17 protein-coding genes are annotated in these 21840 nt (G+C 38.6%); 9 read left to right on the forward strand and 8 right to left on the reverse strand.

The genetic code is table 11. The features are described 5' to 3' along the window. Positions 1 to 71 precede the first annotated feature (71 nt). Positions 72 to 923, reverse strand: a complete 852-nt coding sequence (locus AC0INN_RS03315; RefSeq protein WP_306611665.1) for a helix-turn-helix domain-containing protein — start codon at positions 921 to 923, stop codon at positions 72 to 74. A gap of 18 nt (positions 924 to 941) precedes the next feature. Further along, complete coding sequence (locus AC0INN_RS03320) at positions 942 to 1922, reverse strand: amidohydrolase family protein (protein ID WP_306611669.1); 981 nt, start codon at positions 1920 to 1922, stop codon at positions 942 to 944. A 213-nt stretch (positions 1923 to 2135) separates the two neighbouring features. Between AC0INN_RS03320 and AC0INN_RS03325 the strand changes: the two genes are divergently transcribed. Further along, the gene (locus AC0INN_RS03325; protein ID WP_172278018.1) at positions 2136 to 2720 is read left to right on the forward strand and encodes a Crp/Fnr family transcriptional regulator; all 585 of its coding nucleotides are present in this window, start codon (positions 2136 to 2138) and stop codon (positions 2718 to 2720) included. A 62-nt stretch (positions 2721 to 2782) separates the two neighbouring features. Beyond that, a complete protein-coding gene (locus AC0INN_RS03330) occupies positions 2783 to 3409 on the forward strand; it encodes an FMN-dependent NADH-azoreductase (protein ID WP_306611672.1) in 627 nt (208 codons plus the stop codon). A 41-nt stretch (positions 3410 to 3450) separates the two neighbouring features. Here AC0INN_RS03330 and AC0INN_RS03335 read toward each other — a convergent pair whose 3' ends face one another. Further along, entirely contained in the window at positions 3451 to 4767 is a 1317-nt protein-coding gene (locus AC0INN_RS03335) for a sensor histidine kinase (protein ID WP_306611674.1), read from the reverse strand. A 58-nt stretch (positions 4768 to 4825) separates the two neighbouring features. Next, the gene (locus AC0INN_RS03340) at positions 4826 to 6169 is read right to left on the reverse strand and encodes a sigma-54-dependent transcriptional regulator (protein ID WP_306611676.1); all 1344 of its coding nucleotides are present in this window, start codon (positions 6167 to 6169) and stop codon (positions 4826 to 4828) included. A 198-nt stretch (positions 6170 to 6367) separates the two neighbouring features. Here AC0INN_RS03340 and AC0INN_RS03345 point away from each other — a divergent pair, with 198 nt between their 5' ends. The 4 genes from AC0INN_RS03345 to AC0INN_RS03360 all read left to right on the forward strand — a co-directional run bounded on the left by AC0INN_RS03345 (position 6368) and on the right by AC0INN_RS03360 (position 12304). Next, entirely contained in the window at positions 6368 to 7609 is a 1242-nt protein-coding gene (locus tag AC0INN_RS03345) for an efflux RND transporter periplasmic adaptor subunit (protein WP_273647647.1), read from the forward strand. A gap of 132 nt (positions 7610 to 7741) precedes the next feature. After that, positions 7742 to 8464: an ABC transporter ATP-binding protein gene (locus AC0INN_RS03350; protein WP_273647648.1), complete on the forward strand. Its 723-nt coding sequence runs from the start codon at positions 7742 to 7744 to the stop codon at positions 8462 to 8464. Positions 8465 to 8538: 74 nt separating this feature from the next. Next, entirely contained in the window at positions 8539 to 10956 is a 2418-nt protein-coding gene (locus AC0INN_RS03355; protein WP_306611679.1) for an FtsX-like permease family protein, read from the forward strand. A gap of 49 nt (positions 10957 to 11005) precedes the next feature. Further along, positions 11006 to 12304, forward strand: coding sequence for a TolC family protein (locus AC0INN_RS03360; RefSeq protein WP_172278031.1), 1299 nt, complete (start codon positions 11006 to 11008; stop codon positions 12302 to 12304). A gap of 102 nt (positions 12305 to 12406) precedes the next feature. Here AC0INN_RS03360 and AC0INN_RS03365 read toward each other — a convergent pair whose 3' ends face one another. Both AC0INN_RS03365 and AC0INN_RS03370 read right to left on the reverse strand, forming a co-directional pair. Then, positions 12407 to 13216 (reverse strand): DUF4249 domain-containing protein, encoded by an 810-nt coding sequence (locus AC0INN_RS03365; protein WP_273647650.1) that lies wholly within the window; start codon positions 13214 to 13216, stop codon positions 12407 to 12409. Between the two features lie 3 nt (positions 13217 to 13219). Beyond that, positions 13220 to 15553 (reverse strand): TonB-dependent receptor, encoded by a 2334-nt coding sequence (locus tag AC0INN_RS03370; protein ID WP_273647651.1) that lies wholly within the window; start codon positions 15551 to 15553, stop codon positions 13220 to 13222. A gap of 566 nt (positions 15554 to 16119) precedes the next feature. On the opposite strand from AC0INN_RS03370, the gene AC0INN_RS03375 reads away from it, so the two are divergent. The 3 genes from AC0INN_RS03375 (at position 16120) to putP (ending at position 20741) form a co-directional block, all read left to right on the forward strand. Continuing rightward, complete coding sequence (locus AC0INN_RS03375) at positions 16120 to 16464, forward strand: YciI family protein (protein ID WP_273647652.1); 345 nt, start codon at positions 16120 to 16122, stop codon at positions 16462 to 16464. 122 nt (positions 16465 to 16586) lie between these two features. Next, complete coding sequence (locus AC0INN_RS03380; RefSeq protein ID WP_306611681.1) at positions 16587 to 19151, forward strand: M1 family metallopeptidase; 2565 nt, start codon at positions 16587 to 16589, stop codon at positions 19149 to 19151. 93 nt (positions 19152 to 19244) lie between these two features. Next, complete coding sequence (gene putP / locus AC0INN_RS03385; RefSeq protein WP_273647654.1) at positions 19245 to 20741, forward strand: sodium/proline symporter PutP; 1497 nt, start codon at positions 19245 to 19247, stop codon at positions 20739 to 20741. A 118-nt stretch (positions 20742 to 20859) separates the two neighbouring features. On the opposite strand, the gene AC0INN_RS03390 is transcribed toward putP, so the two are convergent. After that, on the reverse strand, positions 20860 to 21207 hold the full coding sequence (locus AC0INN_RS03390) for a 4Fe-4S dicluster domain-containing protein (RefSeq protein WP_172278050.1): 348 nt from the start codon (positions 21205 to 21207) through the stop codon (positions 20860 to 20862). 66 nt (positions 21208 to 21273) lie between these two features. Further along, the gene (locus AC0INN_RS03395; protein WP_306611684.1) at positions 21274 to 21837 is read right to left on the reverse strand and encodes an NADPH-dependent FMN reductase; all 564 of its coding nucleotides are present in this window, start codon (positions 21835 to 21837) and stop codon (positions 21274 to 21276) included. Positions 21838 to 21840: the final 3 nt, after the last annotated feature.

A 21840-nucleotide genomic window follows, 5' to 3' on the forward strand; every position in this document is an offset into this window, starting at 1 on the left:
TTTGTTGAATTTAATAATATCCTGGAACAAAAGTAAGCTCAGGCTGTGACAAGAGTATGTCAGTAGAAAAATTAATCTCTGAATTTTTTACGGAAATTAAGGGCTGTCATTCCCGTTTCTTTAGAGAAAAAGCGTGAAAAATAGGAATGATCTTCGAAACCCAGGTCATTTGCAATCTGTTTTACATTGAGGTCACTGAAGTATAAAAGCCGTTTAGCTTCAAGAATTATATTGTACCTGATCCAGAATGAAACAGGGGAACCCGTATATTTTTTCAGGCATTCATTCAGGTATGACTCTGAAATATGGAGCATTTTTGCGTAATCAGAAGGACTTTTATATTTCCTGATATGTTTGTTAAGAAGATTTTTGAATTGAAAGGACAGTTCAGCGGTTCTTGAATTGGCTTCAGAATTCTCCCGGATACGAACAACATCTGCTGCCATTTCAAAAAAGGAACGCAGTAATGAGTAAGCTATATTTAAATTGAGTTTATCCCGGGAAGAATGATCTGTTTTTCTATGTAAAATACTCAATAGCTGATCCATATCTTCCGCATCTTCCGGACGAAGATCAATAGGTTCCTGAAAGCCCAGCCAGCTTTCAAAAGTGTTCCGGCATGATGGGTCCACCAATGAAGGATCTACAGCGATATACCATCCTTCAGCTTTTCTCGACTGAATCCGGTAATGAACCTGTTCCGGTAAAATGTAGTACAGCTGTTTTTCACGGATAATTTTATTTTCAAAGTCTACAATTGTGGATCCGGAGCCTTTCAGCATCATAAAAAATATATAATGATCGTCACGGTGTGCCCCAAGATCTCTGGAATGCTTCCGACTGATCTGCTCAGGGCCAAATCGTGAAATTAAAAAACTATGATCAGTTTTTTCCTGTAATTGATGGATGGGAATATTTTGCATAGAGAATGTAATCAATTATTAAAGTCCCAGGATGCGGTCTGCATTTCCATGGGCGATCTTTGCGATCTGTTCAGCTGGAAGATTTATGCCGTGTAAGAAATCAATACCCATCTGATTATCACTGAAAGGATAATCTACCGATAGAATAATATGATCTATGCCTATCGTATCCAATGCTATTTGCAAAGGAGGTTGGGTGAAGAAGCCACTCGTTGTTATATAAAGCTGCTCTCTGAATGTATCAGCCATTGTTCTTTGATTACGGCCTCCATTACCCGGCTGAAAAGCCTTATTGGACCTGTCCCACATGATCGGTAACATTTCGCCCATATGCCCTATGATTATTTTCAGTTTGGGATAATCATCAAAAACTCCGGCTATCAGAAGTCGCAGTACATGAATAGCTGTTTCTGAGTGCCATCCCCATCCCCAGCAGGCAAGAGCATCAAAAGAACCGGAGGTTGTGCCTATATTGCTGTAGTAAGCATCCAAGACAGGTTTTGGTGGGATTCCGGGGTGTATATATAGGGGGACTCCTAACTTTTCAGCTCTTTCAAAAACAGGTGCAAATTTAGGAGCGTCCAGGAATTCTCCACAGGTAAGTCCGCGGATCATAGCACCGCGGAAACCATAAGTCTTTACGGTGCGTTCAAGCTCATCAGCCGCAGCAGAGGGAGCCACCATCGGAAGATGGGCAAATGCCGCAAACCTGTCAGGATGATCTTTTATTCTCTCCGCCAGCAAATCATTATATTGCGAAGCAAATGCAGGAGCAGATGACTGATCCAGTAAATTGACATCGGTATTTTCTACAGAAAGGACCTGCATGGATATACCCGATTGATCCATCGATTCCAGTCGTTGTCCGGAAATATCCGACAACATAGGCATCAGTCTCATTGCCGGACCCGATGGCTGCTTTTTATCCGTTATACCGTCAGGAAGAAAGTGGGACATTTCAGGAAAGGACACGTGTTCCTCTATTGTTACTATTCTCATTGTAAAAGGATTTTATTGCCACAAAAATAGAATACTAAAGGTACGCAATCAATGAAGAACTTACAGGGATGATAGCACAATTCGCGGTAATTTTTTTCTGGGATATATGAAATGGAGAGTGCTCATGCATTAACTCATTACCTGATCTTTTATAAACCATGAATAGATTGGAATATTCTGTACATTTGTTGATCATCTCATTAAAGATCGCTTATGAAGGAAAACCCTTTACTGAAAAATATTTCCAGATATGTTACTTTAACAGAGGAAGAGACTGAAATTTTTGAGAGTTTCTGGACAGAGAAAATTTTGGAAAAGGGAGATTATCTTTTGAGAAACGGGGATGTCTGCCGGTATGATAATTATGTGGTTTCAGGTCTCGTGAAAGCATTTTATATCAATTCCGAGAATGGTAATGAAGAAATTCTTTATTTCTCTATTGACGATTGGTGGGCTAGTGATATCGATAGCTTTTCTAAACAGAAGACTTCTATTTACAATATCCAGGCTCTTGAAAAAACCAAGGTCTTACAGATCAATTACCATTCATTTCAAAATCTGTTGCGGGCTATTCCACAACTTGAGCGTTATTTCCGGCTTATCCTTGAAAGTTACCTTGGGGTCCTGCAAAAAAGACTGATCTACCATAATGTATATGATGCAGAATACAGGTATTTTGATTTTCTTGAAAGATATCCTGATATCGCTTCCAGGGTTCCGCAGTATCTGATTGCTTCCTATCTGGGAGTGTCGGCAGAATTTATTAGCAGACTGCGAAAAAAAAATAAATCCTCTTGAACTAGGTCAATTTTTCTCTCTTTTATAATCTGGAATTTTGCTTCATTATAATAACGAAGCATATGAGAAAAGTATTGATCATCAACGCAAGCGTAAGAAATGAAAGATCACACAGCCGAAAACTGTCAAAGCTTTTTGCAGACAACTGGACATCAAAATATCCTCAGGATATATTTACCTACAGGGAAGTAGGAACAGAGGTGATTCCCGGAATTGATGAATCCTGGATTGCCGGGGCGTTTACCAAGCCTGCAGACAGGACAGAAGCGGATCATAAAGCCTTGGAGCTGAGTGATGAACTGGTGGATGAATTGAAAGAACATGATATTTATGTCATTGCCACACCAATGTATAATTGGTCGCTTCCCAGTGGTTTGAAAGCCTATATCGACCAGGTGATGAGATTCAATAAAACCTGGAAATTTCGATCAGGAGTTCCTGATGGGGATTATGTAGGCTTACTTGAAAATAAAAAGATATTTATACTGTCCAGCAGGGGAGATACAGGCTATGGAGCAGGAGAGAAAAATGCTCATATGAATTTTCAGACCACGTATCTGGAGTTTATATTCGGGATTATGGGAGTAAAAGATATAACCCTTTTTTCTCTGGACAATGAAGAGTTCGGCGGAGAGATATTTGAAAAGTCCAAAAGGCAAATCTTTGAGCAGATAAGCCTGGTTGAATAAAGCAGAGTATTTTAGGTTTTCCAATTACAATTGAAAAGCAGTTATACTAAAAACCATAATTCAAAACTGCTGCCCTCATTCAGTGCCTGGTAATTGAGATACCCTCCATGCGCTTCCATTATACTTTTGGTAAGTGTGAGCCCGATTCCGGAACCACTGGCTCTGGTTGTAAAGAAAGGAAGGAAGATCTTGTCTTTAATTTCAGGAGTAATGCCTGATCCGTTGTCGGTAATAGCGATAATGATGCGGTTATTTTGAGATCGGACAGTGGTTGTGATGGTTTTATTTGCTTTTTCAGAAACGGCAAATATCGCATTGAGATACAAATTGATAAGACTGCGTTCTATCATTTTCTCATCCGCCAGAACCCTGAAATCTTCAATTTCGCGGACGATTGAAATATTTTGCTTTTCAAATTCCGGTTTCAGGAAATTTAATGCAGATTCTACTATTTTTTTCAGGGAAACAGAAGCCAGAACGGGTTTGGGTAATTCTGCAACCTGGCGGTAATCATCAACAAAGCTTAGCAACTGTTTTGATTTGGAATTAATGATCATCAGGCTTTCTTTCATTTCCTGCTGGTCTTCTTTATCTACGGTTTCCTGATTACTGATGTATTCCAGGCTTTGGATCAGGCTGTTTACGGGGGTCAGTGTATTGAGGAGTTCGTGTGAAATCACCTTCATCAGGTTATTCCATGCGAGCTTCTCTTTTTGTTCTATGATCTTCTGAACGGATTCCAGGGTGATGATGTAAAAACGGTGTTGCGGATTTTTTACCTGTTTTGTTCTTAATGAAAAGGACTGCTTGGAATTTCCACGAATAGAAATATCAAAAAATTCCTGAGAATTGCTGTATCCTGTATCCTCAATAATTTTAAAAAATTCAGGAGCTTTAGATGCATACAGGCTCCAGTTGTTGTATCTTGGAACCTGGAGGCTTGTAAGAAAAGCTTCATTCACATAAAATACTTCCCAGTTTTTATTTTCCTCGGAAAGGATCATGAGTCCTGTTTCCATCTGGTCCAGAATACTTTCGTACAGAAGCTTATAAGACGATAGGGAAAATTGTTCTTCTTTGCTCTGGTAGTACAAACGGATGCTGCTATCCAAAAGCGCTGTTCCTTCCTCTTTGGGAAATAATGAAAAATCTTTTTTTCTGATAGAAGATATAATCTTCTCTGTTTTTGAAGCTAAAGCAATCTGCGATTGGTTGATCAAAATAACAAAGAGCACCATTATTCCGGCAAAAAGACTCGCATTAAACCATTTTTCCTGTAAAAAAAAATGATAGGTAGCAATTCCGCTCATGATTGCCAGAAAGTGGTAAAGCAACCACCAATATTTATATTTATTCATAATTTTAATACATTGTCTAAAATCTACTTTCTAACCTCTAATTTCTACCATCTACCACTCATATCCCAAATTTCTCCATTCTCCTGTAAAGTGCAGCCCGGGAAAGACCTAAATCTTCGGCTGCCAGAGAAATATTCCCGGTATGTTTTTTCAATGCCTTTTTGATCAGTACTTCTTCCATTTCCTCGATATTAAGATTGATAATGGTTTGCTCTTGCTCCTCCGGCTGAGGCATCAGCAATTGGAGATGATGATCGGTGGACAGGATAACACTTCTTTCAAGACAATGATCCAGCTCCCGGATATTTCCCGGCCAGGAATAATTGATAATGGTAAGCATTAAACCTTCCGTAAGTTCCAGGTTCGGTTTATGGTATTTCTGTTTATAGCGGTCCAGAAAATACTGAGCCAGAAGACCTATATCTTCCTGTCTTTCCCTTAAAGCAGGGATATGAATTTCCACGGTATTGATACGGTAGTAAAGATCCTGGCGAAAGCGATTTTCAGCTACCGCTTTTTTAAGGTTTTCATTAGTGGCAAAAATAAAACGGACATCCAGTAAGCGTTCCTTGGTTTCACCTAATCTCGACAATTTCCGGTTCTGAATAAGGCTTAATAATTTTGTCTGCAACTGTAGCGGTAGATTTCCGATCTCGTCAAGAAAAACTGTTCCATTTTGTGCATTTTCTATTTTTCCGGCGTAATCCTGGTGGGCATCAGTAAATGCTCCTTTTTTATAACCGAATAATTCTGATTCAAAAAGGCTTTCGGAAATACTTCCAAGATCAATATGCACAAAAGGCTGATTTTTTCTCTCCGATTGTTCATGAATAGACTCGGCAAGGACATATTTTCCCGTCCCGTTTTCTCCCAGAAGCAGAACATTGGCATCCGTAGGGGCTACTTTTTCGATTTGTTCTAAGACTTCCTGCATTTTCGGAGAATGACTATAAAGCTGATACTGATGGTTTTTCTGATTTATATTTTCCCACTGACTCAGCTTTTTATTTTTTCTGGAAATATCTACAGCGAGATTCACAGAGGCATAGAGCTTTTCATTATTCCACGGCTTCAGGATGAAATCCGACGCACCGTTTTTTAAAGCTTCAACCGCAAGTTCTACTTCGCCGTAAGCGGTCATAAGAATAATGGGAAGCTGAGGTTCAAGTGTTTTGATCTCCTTCATCCAGTACAAACCATCCTGGCCGCTTTCAAAACCTTTTCTGAAGTTCATATCCAGTACTACTGTATCAACCTGGTTTTCAGTCATGAATTTCATGATCTGTACGGGCTTACTAAGACAGCTGACCTCTGTGAAAAATTTTTTAAGCCAGACTCTTGCAGAAAACAAAATGTCTTCGTCGTCATCTACAATGAGAATGTGCGCTTCTTTTTTTCGCATATCGGTATTTGTTGATTGTATTAAAACTCATTCTTTTTCTATTAAAAATGTTCATTATCGGACAAAAAGTGTCCGATAATGAACACCTGATCAACTCCTCTTATTAATATTATTTCAGATTATCAGACACTTATAAAAGTATAATTTTCTGGCATCTGTGTTGTGTAATTTACTGTAACAAAAAGAGTTATCTTTATTATGGATACGAAAATAGTAAAAAAGAAATCGAAATTAAAATTTGTTTTAGGGGGATTGGGAGCTATAGCTGTTTTGTCGCTTTCCGGGATGTATTTCAGCAGCCAGAAAAAGACGTATAATGTTTCGGCAGAAGATATCCAGACCGATAAGGTTACGAGAGGGAAATTTGAAGATATGCTGATGGTGAATGCACAGACACAATCGCTTAAATCTTCATTTGTAAATGTTCTGGAAGGAGGAGCGGTTAAGGAAATATTTGCTGAAGACGGTCAGATGGTCACAAAAGGTCAGCCGATAGCAAGAGTCTACAATCCGAATACCGAATTCAGCTATATGAATCAGGAAACAGGGATCATGCAGCAGATCAGCCAGATGAGGAGTACACTTCTGGAACTGAAAAATCAGGAGCTGGCCCAGGATAAGGAATTGCTGCAGGCACAGAATGATTATAATACAGCCCTACAGAATTTTAACCTTCAAAAACGTCTCTATGATGCAGAGATCGGGAAGAAAACAGATTATGACATCAGTGTGCAGAATCTTACGTACCAGAAACAAAGGAAATCAATTGTAGAAAAAGGCTATTCCAGTGAAAAAAATTCCAGAAGCGCTCAAATGTCGGCAATTAATACATCGATAAACCAGATGGATAAAAGCTTACAAATCCTACATTCTAACAAAAATAATTTCCTGATCATGGCTCCGGCTTCCGGAAGACTTTCATCTTTCACAATATCGGTAGGTGAGAACCTTACGAATGGCCAAAGCATTGGAAAAATAGATCTGATGGACGGCTATAAGCTGGTAGCTAAAGTAGATGAATATTACATCAACAAACTGCAAAACGGAATTAAGGGAGTTCTGGATAATAACGGACAGGAAGATGAGGTGGTGATTACCAAAATACTTCCTGAAGTAAAAGACGGGCAGTTTTCAGCAGAGCTTAATTTCACGGACAAAAAGCCTGAAAACCTCAAAATAGGGATGACATTCGGAGTAAAACTAAAACTTTCGGCAGATACACAGAGTACCATGATTCCAAAAGGGAATTTTTATAAAGATACCAATGGGAAATGGGTGTTTGTGGTTAAAGGAAATAAAGCCGAACGGAGAAACGTAAGCCTGGGTAGGGAAAACCCTTTATATTATGAAGTGAAATCGGGGCTTCATGAAGGAGAAACGGTAATCATATCAGATTATGCGGATCTTAAAAAATATGAGATACTCACCATAAAAAAGTAAAAATATGAATACTTTTAATTCATATTGTTACAGAGATGAAGCCGATTCAGCAATTTAGGTAAAAGCTTCTCTAATGAACCTGATATCAGGGATTTATCAACAATACATAATACAATTAAATATCAAATTATCATGATCAATATTCATAACCTTTCAAAAATTTATATATCAGAAGATGTTCAGACCCATGCATTAAATAAGGTAAGCCTGGGCATTAAAGAAGGAGAATTCCTTGCTGTAATGGGACCTTCAGGCTGTGGAAAATCTACTTTTCTCAATATTCTCGGACTTCTGGATTCTGCTTCAGCCGGTTCCTATCAGTTTTCAGGAGTGGAAATGGTGGGACTTAGCGAAAAAGGTAAATCGGATGTCCGTAAAAAGAATATAGGTTTCATTTTTCAGAATTTTAATCTGATAGATGAGCTTACCGTCTATGAAAATATTGAACTGCCCTTGATCTATAATGGGGTTTCCTCCTCAGAAAGAAAAAAGAAGGTGGAAGAAATTATGGAAAAGATAAATATCAGCCACCGGGCCAAACATTATCCCCAACAGCTTTCGGGAGGGCAGCAGCAAAGAGCAGCCGTAGCCAGGGCTCTTGTCACTAAGCCCAAACTGATCCTTGCCGATGAGCCTACGGGGAATCTGGACAGTTCTAATGGAAACGAAGTGATGAATCTGTTGGCAGAACTTCACAGAGAAGGCTCTACCATTGTTATGGTAACACACTCTTCCTATGATGCCGGATACGCTTCCCGAATCATCACCATGAAAGACGGAGAGATTTTTAATGAGGAACATGCTTCTCAGAGAAAAGATGTATTCGCTAAGGCGGATGCTAAAGAATTCGGATAAATCAAAATCCTTCAGTGTACCCATGAAGATCATGGAAATGATCTGTACCATTCATTATTAATAACAACAGAATTATGTTCAAGAACTGGCTTAAAATTGCTTTCGTCAATTATAAAAAAAATGCGCTGTCCACCATTATCAATATATTTGGACTTACGATAGGGCTTACAGGATTTATGCTGATCCTGATGCATTGGAATGATGAGGAATCCTATGAAAAATGGAATCCTAAAAAAGATGATATCTATGCCTTTCAAACCTATTCTAAGGCAGAGAACTCTTACCGTAGCAGTATTTCTTATCCTATGGCATTCAATGCCCTTAAGAAAATTCCCGAAGTTCAGGATTACGTTCTTTTCTTTGGTACCGGAATCGGTAATAAAATGACTACAAAATACCATACAGCATTTCAGCAGGACGGTCTTCTGGCATCTGAAAGCTTCTTTCATTTTTTTCCTTTTAAGATTATTTCAGGAGGAGCAAAAGATGCTTTAAAAACAGAAACCTCTATTGCTATTTCCAAACAGACGGCTATCAGGCTGTTCGGAAAGACAAATGTTGCGGGGGAATCTGTAAAGATTGAAAATAAAGACTATATCGTTACCGCGGTATACGAACTTCCGGAAGGAAATACGCAGATAAAACCGGAGTTTATCATTAATCCTGTGGAACAGTTCAGAAGTGACCGTGACCACTGGAATGACTATCGTTATGCATGTTTCTTCATGTTAAAAAAGGGAGTGGATCCGTCGGTTTTCAGTGAGAAATTTAAAAGAGACATCATTGAAGTAAGGGCAGCGGTAGACGCAAAAGATTCTGGAATCAGTACCCAGCAATTTCTCGAAAAATATGGCCCCAACACCGTTTTACTGACTCCACTTGATAAGATAAAACTCCATGCGAAATCTTCCCCGCTGGCTGCAGGAGATTTTAAAACTGTGCTGATCTTGTTTATTTTATCTGTACTGATCGTTGTTTTATCTGCTATTAATTTTATTAACCTAAAAACAGCAGAAGCATCTCAAAGAGGCAAAGAAGTAGGAGTGAGAAAGGCAATCGGAGGAACAAGGTCTTCACTGATGAGACAATTTCTTTTAGAGACTTTTATAATTTGCATGGTATCCTATTTTATTTCTCTGGTCCTTACGGAACTCCTGCTTCCGAGCTTTAATAAGTTTTTTGATAAAGAAATAAAGCTGAATGACTGGCATGTCTTTCTTTATTCCCTGATCATTGTACTTTTGGTTACTTTGCTGTCAGGACTTATTCCTGCTTTTTATCTCTCCAGCTTTAAAGCTATTGAAACACTGAAAGGGAATTTTTCACGAAGTAAGCACGGGATATGGTTAAGAAACGGAATTCTTACCCTTCAGTTGATGATCTCTTCGTTTTTTATCATCGGTGGGCTTATTGTAAACAGTCAGGTAAAATATATGATGAACAAAGATCTTGGTTTTAATGGAAAGCAAATCATGCTGATAACCTTCAATGAAAACGATCCTAAACCGTGGCTGAAGTATGAGCGTCTGAAGTCCGAAATTTCTAAAATTGATGGAGTAGAAGCGGTTTCCTTTGGAGATGCAGTTGCGGGGAGTAGCAGGAAGAAAAGTGCTAATATCGATTATATGCAGGAGACTATTAATACAAACTACAGCTCCATGGATTACAACTACCTGCAGTTTATGGAAGTGAAATTGTTAAAAGGACGCTGGCTAAACCCTAATCTCGCCTCAGATACAATTAACAGTCTGATCGTAAATGAAGCATTTGTTAAAAAGTTTGGCTGGACCGATGAGGAAGCTTTGGCGCGAAATTTAAATCCGGGATTCGATGACAATAAAAAATATAGGATTGTTGGGATCGTTAAAGATTTTAATCTTAAAAGTTTAAAATTTAAAGTAGAGCCCATTGCATTTTTCCATTACAAAGAAACTGCCGCAAACAGGTATGCTCTGCAAAGTATCCAGGTAAAGGTAAAACCTGATGATATTGAAGGAACAGTAAACAAGGTAAAAAAATACTGGGAAAACTCAGCTGAGCCGGGATATCCGTTCCAATACTATTTTGTAAATCAAAAATTTGCGAAAACCTTTGTACAGTATCAGAAACAGCAGACCTTATTTACTATTCTCAATGCCATGGTGCTTATGGTGGCTCTGCTTGGGCTTTTTGCTCTCTCTTCCCTGATGATCGAACAAAAGCTAAAAGAAGTAGCGATCAGGAAAACTTTAGGTGCGTCTGACCGTATTTTGGTCTTCGGACTGACCAGACAGTTTCTTTGGATTGCCATAATTGCAGTATTGATCAGTGTACCTATATGTTACTACCTGATGAACGAATGGCTGAAAGACTTTGCTTACAGAATTGATATGCCGTTATGGCCATTTATCGTCAGTTTCTGTGTATTGCTTGCATTGACATTTGCCGTGGTAAGTATAAAAGCGTACAAAGCTACAAAAGTCAATCTTGTAAAGTACCTTAAATATGAATAAGTAGCGCAATCATACTATATTTTTAATCTACTTAAATCAGAACGAACTCATGAAAAATTTCATTTTCATATTTTTTATCAGCCTGTATCCGGGGCAGCAAACCTGGAACCTGCAACAGTGCCTGGATTATGCATCTACGCATCATCCGTCAATAAAACAGGCCGCTGTTGCCGTAGAAAAGAATGACAGGCTGATCACCGGATCAAAAGGAATGCTCCTGCCAACAATAGAAGCAGGGGTAAACCACACGTATAGTTTCGGATCTTCAATCAACCAGTCCAGTAATCAGCGTGAAGCTCTTAATACACAATACGATCAATTCAACGCAAGGGCGGATTGGGAACTGTTCAACTGGAAAAATTTCCTGAATATCTCTCTTTCTAAATTGAATAAAGAAACCAGTACCTACAAGCTTGCGCAGGCTAAAAATGAAGTAAAGCTGAATGTTATACAGATGTTCTTCACGTATCAGAACAGCAAAAGCTGGCTGGAAGTGCTGGAAACCCAGATCTCAGGCATTGAAGAGCAGATTAAACGGACTGAAAAGGAGGTGGAGATTGGCAACAGGCCCAAAAGCGATATCTATGATATAAAAGCCAATTTAGGAACTTTACAGGAGCAATGGGTATCCGCCAAGAACCAGCGTGACCTGTCAAGGATTAACCTTCTCAATGCTATGGCGGTAACACAAGATTCGATAGATTTTGTTATGGATAATGAGAATCCTCTTTCAGAAAGTGAATTTCAGGATCCCGACTTTACAAAAAGGCTTTTAGAAAAGAATCCGGCTTACCAGTCGGTGATGGCGGAGATCAATGCACAGAAAAAAAAGGAAGAGGTAGCAAGAGCCGGATATTGGCCAACTTTGAACGGAACCTATAGCTGGTCAACTTTTTATAATAAGGTTTTGGGAAAAGATAATGCGTCGACCCTTAGTTTTTCTGATCAGTTCGGACAAAATAAGAATCAATCCCTTAGTTTCGGCCTCAGTATTCCCGTTTTCAATAAACTTCAGGTAAAAACAAATGTTGAGATCGCAAAACTGAATGCTATCAATTCCAACTATGACAAAGAACTGGTAATTAATAATCTCACACAAACCATCAATTCCATAAAAGCCCAGTTTCTGAATGCACAGGAAAAATACCATCTTCTGGATCTCAATTTTGAAAATCAGAAACTGTCATTTCAGAAATCGGAAGAAAAATACAAAGAGGGTTTAATGGATGCCTATACCTTCTTCGTTGTAAGGAACGGTTGGCTCCAGGCCAATTATAATCTCATCAGCAGTAAGAATGATCTTATTCAGCAGACTGAATTATTAAAAGTGCTGGAATCCGGTTTATAAAAACGGTTCAGCAGAAAAATAAAAACATATTTAACACTGATTATATTGAAGGCTATCCCGGATTTTCGGAATAGCCTTTTTTTTTGATTCAATCGTTATAGATTATTGAATTACAGCATTTCTTTTACTCAGAGTGTGAGCAGAAAAATAACCTAAAGCACCATTGCTGATGTTACTCGGCGGATTGGATGGAGTTACTCCACCACCGGGGCCGCCTCCATCAATGATTTGAAGCAATGCACTGTAGTACGTGAATACATTATTATCAATAGATTGCATTTCGACATGGATGGTGTCACCAACTACAACCTTGTGGCTGTTTCCGTCTTCGTCATCATTGGGAAGAAACAAAGGGCGCTGATTCAGTAATCCGTTATTGATATTATCTGAAAATACTTCAAGCGTCTTTTTAGGCTTGCTGTTGATAGTAAAGCTAAAAAGATAACGGTTTCCCAAGGCTACAGGATCCGTGAAAAGAGGCAAAAGGGTATAAGTGGTCTCTCCTCCGAATACAAAGGAATCCTGAGTAAGGCCATCAAAACTTACAGCTGCGGGCATAGTGCTTTGAGCAGTATATTGTTGTCCCTCAGCCTGTATTTTTAAAGTATAAGTCCTTCCTGATACTCCGCTGAAGTTGGTCGTCTGATATTTTCCGTCTCCGATATATTGCAGGGTTTCGGTTTGTCCCATGTTATCGCTTACAATCACCTGTGCATTGGTAACAGCAGGATACAAATTATTTTCTGTAACCGCTACTGATTTTGTTATTCTTACAATATAAGGACCAGGTTGATCTGTAATGTTTCCTTCAATGACGATCTTTCCACTCTGATCAGCCAGATCAAGGTCTATTTCTTTTTGACAAGAGGTCAATAAAAACAAGGATAATATGATAAAAAAAATATTCTTCATGATTTAAAATTTGAAATTGTAAGTAATATTAGGTACCCAACGGAATAATGAAGTTTGCATAGCACGCGTAGTTCCCGGATTATTTGGATTGTCTTCAAAAGTAATAGTATAGGCGTTTTCTCGACCATATATATTATAAATACCAAATGACCAAGATCCATGGAAGCGTTTAGTGGAATTAGGCTCATAAGTAGCACTTAGGTCCATCCTGTGGTAAGCAGGCATTCTATCCGCATTCCTGCTGCTGTACTGGAAAACGGTTTGTCCGTTCAGCTCATATTTTCCGGTAGGAAAAGTTACCGCATTTCCGGTGCTGTAAACAAATAATCCGGAAAAGGACCATTTGGGGTTTAGCTGATAGGTGGCCACAACGGATAAGTCGTGGGTTTTATCCATTCTTGCATTGTACCATTCGTTATCATTAATCCCATTGATTTTTCTCTCTGTTTTAGACAATGTATATGAGATCCAGCCTGTTAATTTCCCGCTTTTCTTTTTTGCAATCAATTCCAGACCATAAGCCCTTCCTTTTCCGAATAATAACTCACTTTCTACATCTGCTGCAGTATCAAAAGTAATTTGCGCACCGTTTTTAAAGTCGATCTGATTTTTCATTGATTTGTAATACACCTCAGCATTAATCTCGTAATTGTTGTTATTGAAATTTCTGCTGTAGCCTACGCTTACCTGATCTGCAATTTCGGGCTTTACCGTATAGCTGCTTCCGATCCACTGATCTGTAGGGTTTCCGCTGCTGCTATTGCTCAAAAGATGCAGATTCTGGGTGTTTCTGGAGTATCCTCCTTTTACACTGCTCACTTCATTGATCCTGTAATTGGCTGTAATACGCGGTTCCGGATTTACATACGTTTTCCCGAATTTTCCTTTTTCAAGATATCTGCTGTCCGTAAGAACACCGTTATCATAACTATTAAATGTATCTCCACCTAAAACACTGAATGTAGAGAGCCGCACACCATAATTAATGGTCAGCTTTTCGGTTGCTTTAAAATCATCGTTTATATAAATGGCATTTTCCCACGAATACCGTGGATTTCTTGGAAAGCTGCTGACACTTGTTCCTGAGGCACTGCTCGGTGTCAGGGTATGGTAAATGGACTGTAGGCCAAAACGAACCGAATGCTTATTTCCGGCAAACCATGTGAAATCCTGTTTAAGGTTCCAGTCCTGGATCTCTGAGTTCAGTCCGAATTTATTATCATTACTTTCCAGGCTTACTTTATAATTATAGTCGCTGTAGATCAGGGAAGTGTTGGAGAATAATTTACTGCTGATGATGCTGTTCCATCGCAAAGTAGCGGTTGTATTTCCCCAGTCTGTCGCAAAGGTCTTCCCGATTCCCAAAACGTCTCTTCCAAAATATCCGGATAAATACAGTCGGTTATTATCATTGATCTGATAATTGGCCTTTAAGTTCAGATCATAGAAATACAGCTTGCTGTCCTTAAAATCTTCACTTCCTTTTAGAAATAAATCCGCATACGTTCTTCTTCCGGAAACTATAAACGATGATTTTTCTTTTTGAATAGGACCTTCCACACTTAATCTGCTGCTGATCAAACCAATTCCTCCATTGATATTATAATCTTTATTATTTCCATCCTTCATTTTCACGTCCATGACAGAAGAAAGGCGACCACCGTATTGTGCGGGGCTGTTTCCTTTGATGATACTGGCATCCTTTAAGGCATCACTGTTAAATGTGCTGAAAAAGCCCAACAGGTGAGAAGCATTATAAACAGGAGCTTCATCCAGTAAAATTAAGTTTTGATCAGTAGCTCCACCTCTAACACTGAATCCACTGCTTCCTTCACCATTACTTTTGATCCCCGGCAACAACTGAATGGTTTTCATAACATCCTTTTCACCGAATAAAACCGGAAGCTTCTCAATATTTTTAATACTTAAAGTCTCGGTACCCATTTGGGCAGTAGAAAGGTTTTTATCTTTTTTTACTCCGGAGATGATCACTTCATCAATCTTTGCTGTTCTCTCTTCTTCCTCCTGGTTCAGCGGAAGGTCCAGCTTGATATTCTTATCTACCGTGATGCTCTGTTCAAAATCCCTGTATCCCGGATATGAAATGATCATGGTGTAATTTCCTTCCGGTAGCGATAAAGAGTAGAAGCCATATTCATTGGCAACCACATTTATCGAAGGATCTTCAGCTACTTTTACGGTAACCCCAATCAACAATTCTCCGTTTTTTTTATCCTTGATCGTTCCGCTAACCGTGTATTTTTGTTGGGCTAAAACGACCGTACTGAAACAGAGTGCAGCTGAGGCAGCCGCAATTTTAAAAAAAGATGTTTGCATTCAGTTTATTATTTAAGTAGTAGATTTTTTAAATATAGTAGTAGGGTTTAATGGTGGATTGTTACAAGGATTGAAAAGGAAGTTTAATTTAACTCAGGAAGAGGTTTTTGAGGAATAGGTAGGTCACAGTTTTATAGTTTTTAGTGAATATTTTTAACTTAGAAATACGTCCTTTGAAAATATACATCGCGAAAATAGGTATTTTGATTTGTAAAATACATTTATCACTGTTAATTTTCAAACAATTGTGAGTTTTGCATCATGGTCTTAGGTTTACGGATCGGCCAGTTACCGGATTTGATTCATCTTGTTATAGGATTAATAGTTTGTTATTCATGAAAATAACTGAGAAATGATAAAAATATTGGATGGCAGATTAAAAAAATTAATAATTTTAAAAACTTTTCAAATTATTAAACACTAAAACAATAAACATGAAAAAAGTAACAGGTATCGGAGGTATCTTTTTTAAATGTAAAGATCTTAATAGGTATTTGATACCAATCATTAAAAGCTAATTTTAAAAGTTATGCTATGATTCACTCATTCCATTTAAATATAAAACAATGAAAAAATTTATCGTATTATTTAGAGAACCTGATGGAAGGACCATACAACATTCTGATGATGATATTAAAGCTCATCAGGAAAATTGGAAGAATTGGTTTTCGACTTGGGGACAAAAGGGAAAGCTGGAAGGTGGGAGCGGCTTAACATTAGAAGGAAGAATGATAAAAGATAATGGAAATACAGTCACCAATGAAATCTATAAGAATCATCATGAAATCGTTGGAGGGTATTTGTTGTTGAAGTGTACTGATTTTGACGAAGCGGTAGAAATAATGAAAACCTGCCCAATTTATGAATTTGATGGCTATGCTGAAATAAGGGAACTGCAAAATCAGGATTAAAAAGCCTTTGATGAAATGAACAATAATCTATATACTATCTTTGGCTTTGCCATCCACCCTTGTTATTTCTGCATTTATCTTTTAGCTGCATTTAATTTCCGATCAATTCTTATATTTGATCTATGAAAAAAGGATTATTGACGTTATTTATTGTTGCATTTGCTAGTTATTCTCAGGCACAAATGAAATCCCCGCCAAGGGTAGAACAAGGAGTTTCTTACGAATTGGCACAGTTCAGAAAAAATACATTAAGCGGCATCAGATATGAGCTTAGTTTAAACATTCCGGAAAGCAAATCCGAAAGGATAAAGGCAAATGAAATTCTGCATTTTACCTATAAAAAACAGGATGAAGCTCCGTTACAAATAGACTTTAAGGAAGAAGCCGCATATTTAATTTCTGTATCTGTAAACGGTAAGGCCGTAAAACCGGTTCTGGAAAATGAACATATAATAATTGAATCCAGATTTCTTCAATCAGGAGCGAACGAGATTCATTTTACGTTTCTCGCAGGTAATGCAGCATTGAACAGACGTGATGGTTATCTGTATACTCTTTTTGTTCCAGACCGGGCCAGGACTATGTTTCCCTGTTTTGATCAGCCCAATCTGAAAGCCAGTTACACCTTATCCCTTACGATTCCTGAAAAATGGAATGCTTTAGCCAATGGAAAACTGAAAGAAACAAGTATCCGGAAAGGAACAAAAACATTGAATTTTGCAGCTTCAGACCTGCTTCCAACCTATTTATTTTCTTTTGCTGCCGGAGATTTTAAAGATTTTACAGCAAAAATCGGAAAAGAAGATTCTAAAATCCTATACCGTGAAACGGATTCTGTGAAAATTAAGAACAGTATGGACTCTGTATTCACACTCTATCGAAATTCTCTAGCTTACTATGAGAAATGGACTGACATTCCACATCCATTCCAAAAGCATGGAATGGTTGCGGTTCCCGATTTTCAGTTTGGAGGTATGGAGCATCCCGGGGCTATACTATTTCAAAACTCAACCTTGTTTTTAGATAAAAATGCCACCCAAAATCAGTTAAACAGTCGTTCCAATCTTATTGCCCATGAAGTAGCCCATTTGTGGTTCGGAGATATGGTGACAATGGATTGGTTCAACGATGTCTGGATGAAAGAGGTATTTGCCAATTTTATGGCAGACAAAAGTACCGGAGCTGCATCAGATAAAAGTGTGTATGATCTCAAGTTTTTAACGACACACTTTCCGGCTGCTTATTCAGTAGACAGGACTCTGGGAGCGAATCCGATACGTCAGACTCTGGATAATCTGAAAAATGCAGGATTGATGTACGGTCCTATTATTTATAACAAAGCCCCCATTATGATGAGACAGCTGGAGCTGTTAACAGGAGAGGAGAATTTCAGGAAAGGAATTGATGAATACCTTAAGAAATATGCATACAGCAATGCAACCTGGCCGGATCTTATCAGGATTCTGGACCAATATACAGATGAGGATTTACAAAGCTGGAATAAAGTTTGGGTGAATGATCCCGGAAGACCGGTTTTTGATAATGAAGTACAATATAAAGGGAATACGATTGATCAATTTACGATCTTACAACATCCCGAGCATGGAAAAGAGCATAAATCCTGGCCACAGGAGTTCCAGATTGCTTTATTTTATCCGGACAGGGTTGAAAAAACAGAAGTTAAAATTTCAGGAAGACAGCAGGAAATTACAGCATTAAAAGGAAAAATGAAACCTCTTTTCATTCTTCAGAACTCTTCCGGTATTGGATACGGCATATTCGGTATAGACAAAGGGATGCTGTCCAACTTTTCTCTGGTTAAAGATCCTGTCAACAGAGCGAGCGCCTATATTTCATTATATGAAAATATGCTGGGAGGAACGGGCATTAGTCCACAGGATTTGTTGTATTTTTTTACAGCACAACTTCAAAATGAAAGTTCAGAGCTGAATCTACGTCTTATCATGGGATATATTTCGGGTATTTACTGGGAATTTTTACCGGAATCTCAGCGGATAAAAGAATCGGAAAATTTAGAAAATACCTTATGGAAAGCGTTACAGGTGCAAACCACAAAAAATAATAAAAAAATTCTTTTTGACGGATACCAGGGAATCTTTCAATCTAAAAAAGCGTATGATAATTTGTATGCCATCTGGAAATCACAAACTCCACCCGAAGGTGTGTCTTTGAATGATGAGGATTATACAGGACTTGCGCTTTCCTTATCATTAAGGAATAACAACAATAATGATCTCCTGCAGGAACAGTTAGCTCGTATTAAAAACCCGGACCGGATCAACCGTTTTAAGATCATTATGAAAGCGGCATCTTCAGATCAGAAAATCCGTGATGATTTTTTCAAAAGCTTATCCGAAAAACAAAACAGAACCAATGAATCTGCCGTGGTGGCTGCCGTAGGATATTTACATCACCCATTGAGACAGCAGACTTCTATCAGCTATCTTCCAAAAACTTTAGAATTGTTACAGGAAATACAAAAAACCGGAGACATATTTTTTCCTGATAACTGGCTTCGTTCTGCATTCGGAAATTATCAGGATCCAAAGGCACTTGAAATTGTCAATCAGTTCCTTTTGAACAATCCGGATTATAATAAAATCCTGAAGAATAAGATTTTGCAGGCCTCTGATAATCTGAGAAGGGCCCAAAAACTTGTAAAATAAACACTTTTCCTGCTTGTTCAGGAGGATTTGTATGAACAGGTATACATCTGTTTTTCAGAAAATGGTTATATTCGGTGTCGCAAAAAAAATGATATGCAAGTATATGAAGCAATTTCTGTCGGATTATACCTGTTGCTGATGATTGGCATAGGTATTTATTCTTACAGGAAATCAACCAGTAATTCAGAGGAATTTTTAATAGGAGGAAGAAAAATGGGAGCAGCTGTTACCGCGCTATCCGCCGGGGCTGCCGATATGAGTGGCTGGTTGCTGATGGGAGTTCCCGGGGCCATGTATTTTACCGGGATCTCCAGTGCATGGATCGCGATAGGGCTCACGATAGGAGCTTATCTCAATTATATTATTGTCGCACCCAGACTCCGGGTATATACAGAGGTTGCCCAGAATTCCATTACACTTCCGGTATTTTTTGAAAACAGATTTAAAAACAAAAATCACCTTCTCAAAATAACTTCGTCTATTTTTATTCTTGTGTTTTTTACCCTCTATACTTCTGCAGGAATGGTTTCAGGGGGGAAATTATTCGAGTCCGCATTCAGGATGGACTATACTGCCGGTTTATTATTAACGAGCTTGGTTGTGGTATTATATACATTTTTAGGAGGATTTCTTGCGGTGAGTTTAACGGACTTTGTGCAGGGAACAATTATGGTACTGGCGCTTGTCATTGTACCGATTGTCGCTATTTCTGAGATAGGAAGTGTTCAGGAAACTTTTTCATTGATCGAAGCAAAAGACCCAAAGTACCTGGACCTGTTTAAGGGAACGACCACGGTGAGTATTGTTTCCCTTCTTGCGTGGGGATTAGGATACTGTGGGCAGCCACATATCCTGGTTCGTTTTATGGCAATTGATAAGCCGAAAGATCTGATCAAAGCAAGACGGATCGGAATCACATGGATGATCTTTACTGTTGCTGGCGCTTTAGCAATAGGGTTGGTAGGAATTGCTTATCTGCAAAAGTTTGATGTAAATACCATGATGAAATTTGATGCTTCAAAAACCGAGGCAGAGACTATTTTTATTTATTTCTCAAGGATACTATTCCATCCGTTTATTGCAGGATTTTTGCTTACAGCGATTCTCGCAGCAGTAATGAGTACCATTTCATCTCAGTTGCTGGTTACTTCGAGCTCATTAACAGAAGACATTTACAAAGCTTTTCTGAATAAAAAGGCAACCTCAAAACAATTACTGATCGCCAGCAGGCTTTCCGTTCTGTTAGTTGCTGTTGTTGCTATGTTATTATCATTGAATCCAAAGGATAGTATTCTTAATCTTGTGGGAAATGCATGGGCAGGTTTCGGGTCTGCATTCGGTCCTTTGATTTTACTATCTCTTTTATGGAAAAAGACAACGTGGCAGGGTGGTTTGGCAGGAATGCTGGCCGGAGGTATAACCATCCTATGCTGGGTGTATATTCAGCATCCACTGAAAGACTGGTATGAAATGATTCCCGGATTTACACTTTCATTCATCACCAATGTTATTGTTTCATTGGCTACCTATAAACCTGATCCGGTTATTGAACGTGAATTTGATGAGGTAAGCCAGATCATTAAGGAATAAAATAAAGATGCATTAAGATGCTCATTATACTAAAAGCCAACTCTGTAGAGTTGGCTTTTTATTTACATTCAAATCTTTATGTAGGAAATAGCTGTTAAAGATTATGGTTTTGTTAATCTCAGGTATGCAAAAACCGCTGACGGCTAAATAAAACTTCTTCGCTTTCCCGATGTTCAGGATCATCAACACAACAGTCTACCGGACAAACCGCTTTGCATTGAGGCTCTTCATGGAAACCCTTACATTCTGTACATTTTCCCGGGACAATATAATAAACATCATCAGAAATAGCCTGGTTATAGGCATTGGCATCTACTTCCGTACCGTCAGGAAAAATAGTTTTCCCGGAAAGCTTTGTTTTATCCTGCCAACGCCAGTCGATGGCACCTTCATAAATTGCAGAGTTCGGGCATTCCGGCTCACAGGCTCCACAGTTAATGCACGCATCCGTTATTGTTATAGCCATGATATCAATCGTTTAGATTCTTTAATAAAGGTACGGGATTTTATATTATCAATCCCGATGTTTTCTTTATACTTTGGAATAAATTATTTTTTCTATCCTGTTTGTGGTTGCGATGCTGATCAATCTGTCCAGCTTATCGGAATAAAGAGGAGAGATTTTATTTTCAGCATCAAACAGGGACGTTCTGATCATAGGAACACTGTAAGGCAGCGGCCATGCCCGTAACGATTTGGCAATAGAATCCATTGCGCTGATCCCCTGCATGGCCTGTAAACCATCTGCCCAGCATACAAGGCCTACTGTCTTATCTGTAAGGTAGGGCTGTTCATTGTCAGCGGTTACCTCAAGCCAGTCCAGGCAGTTTTTCATTACACCCGGAATACTTCCATGATAGAGAGGAGCCAGCCAGAAGTGAATATCTGCTCCCAGGAATAATTGGGTCATACGCTCTACAGCCAATGGTGTTTTGGTAAGGGTAATATCATAAAGTGGAATACCGGAATCAGCGAGGGCAAATGTTTCATGAATGATGCCCAGCTCTTCAAGTTTGTCCGTAAAATATTTGGAAAGGATCCCTGAAGTGGATTTTGGTCTTCTCTCCAAAGCGCCGTTGAAGATAATTGCTTTCATTTT

Source organism: Chryseobacterium subflavum, from assembly GCF_055762745.1.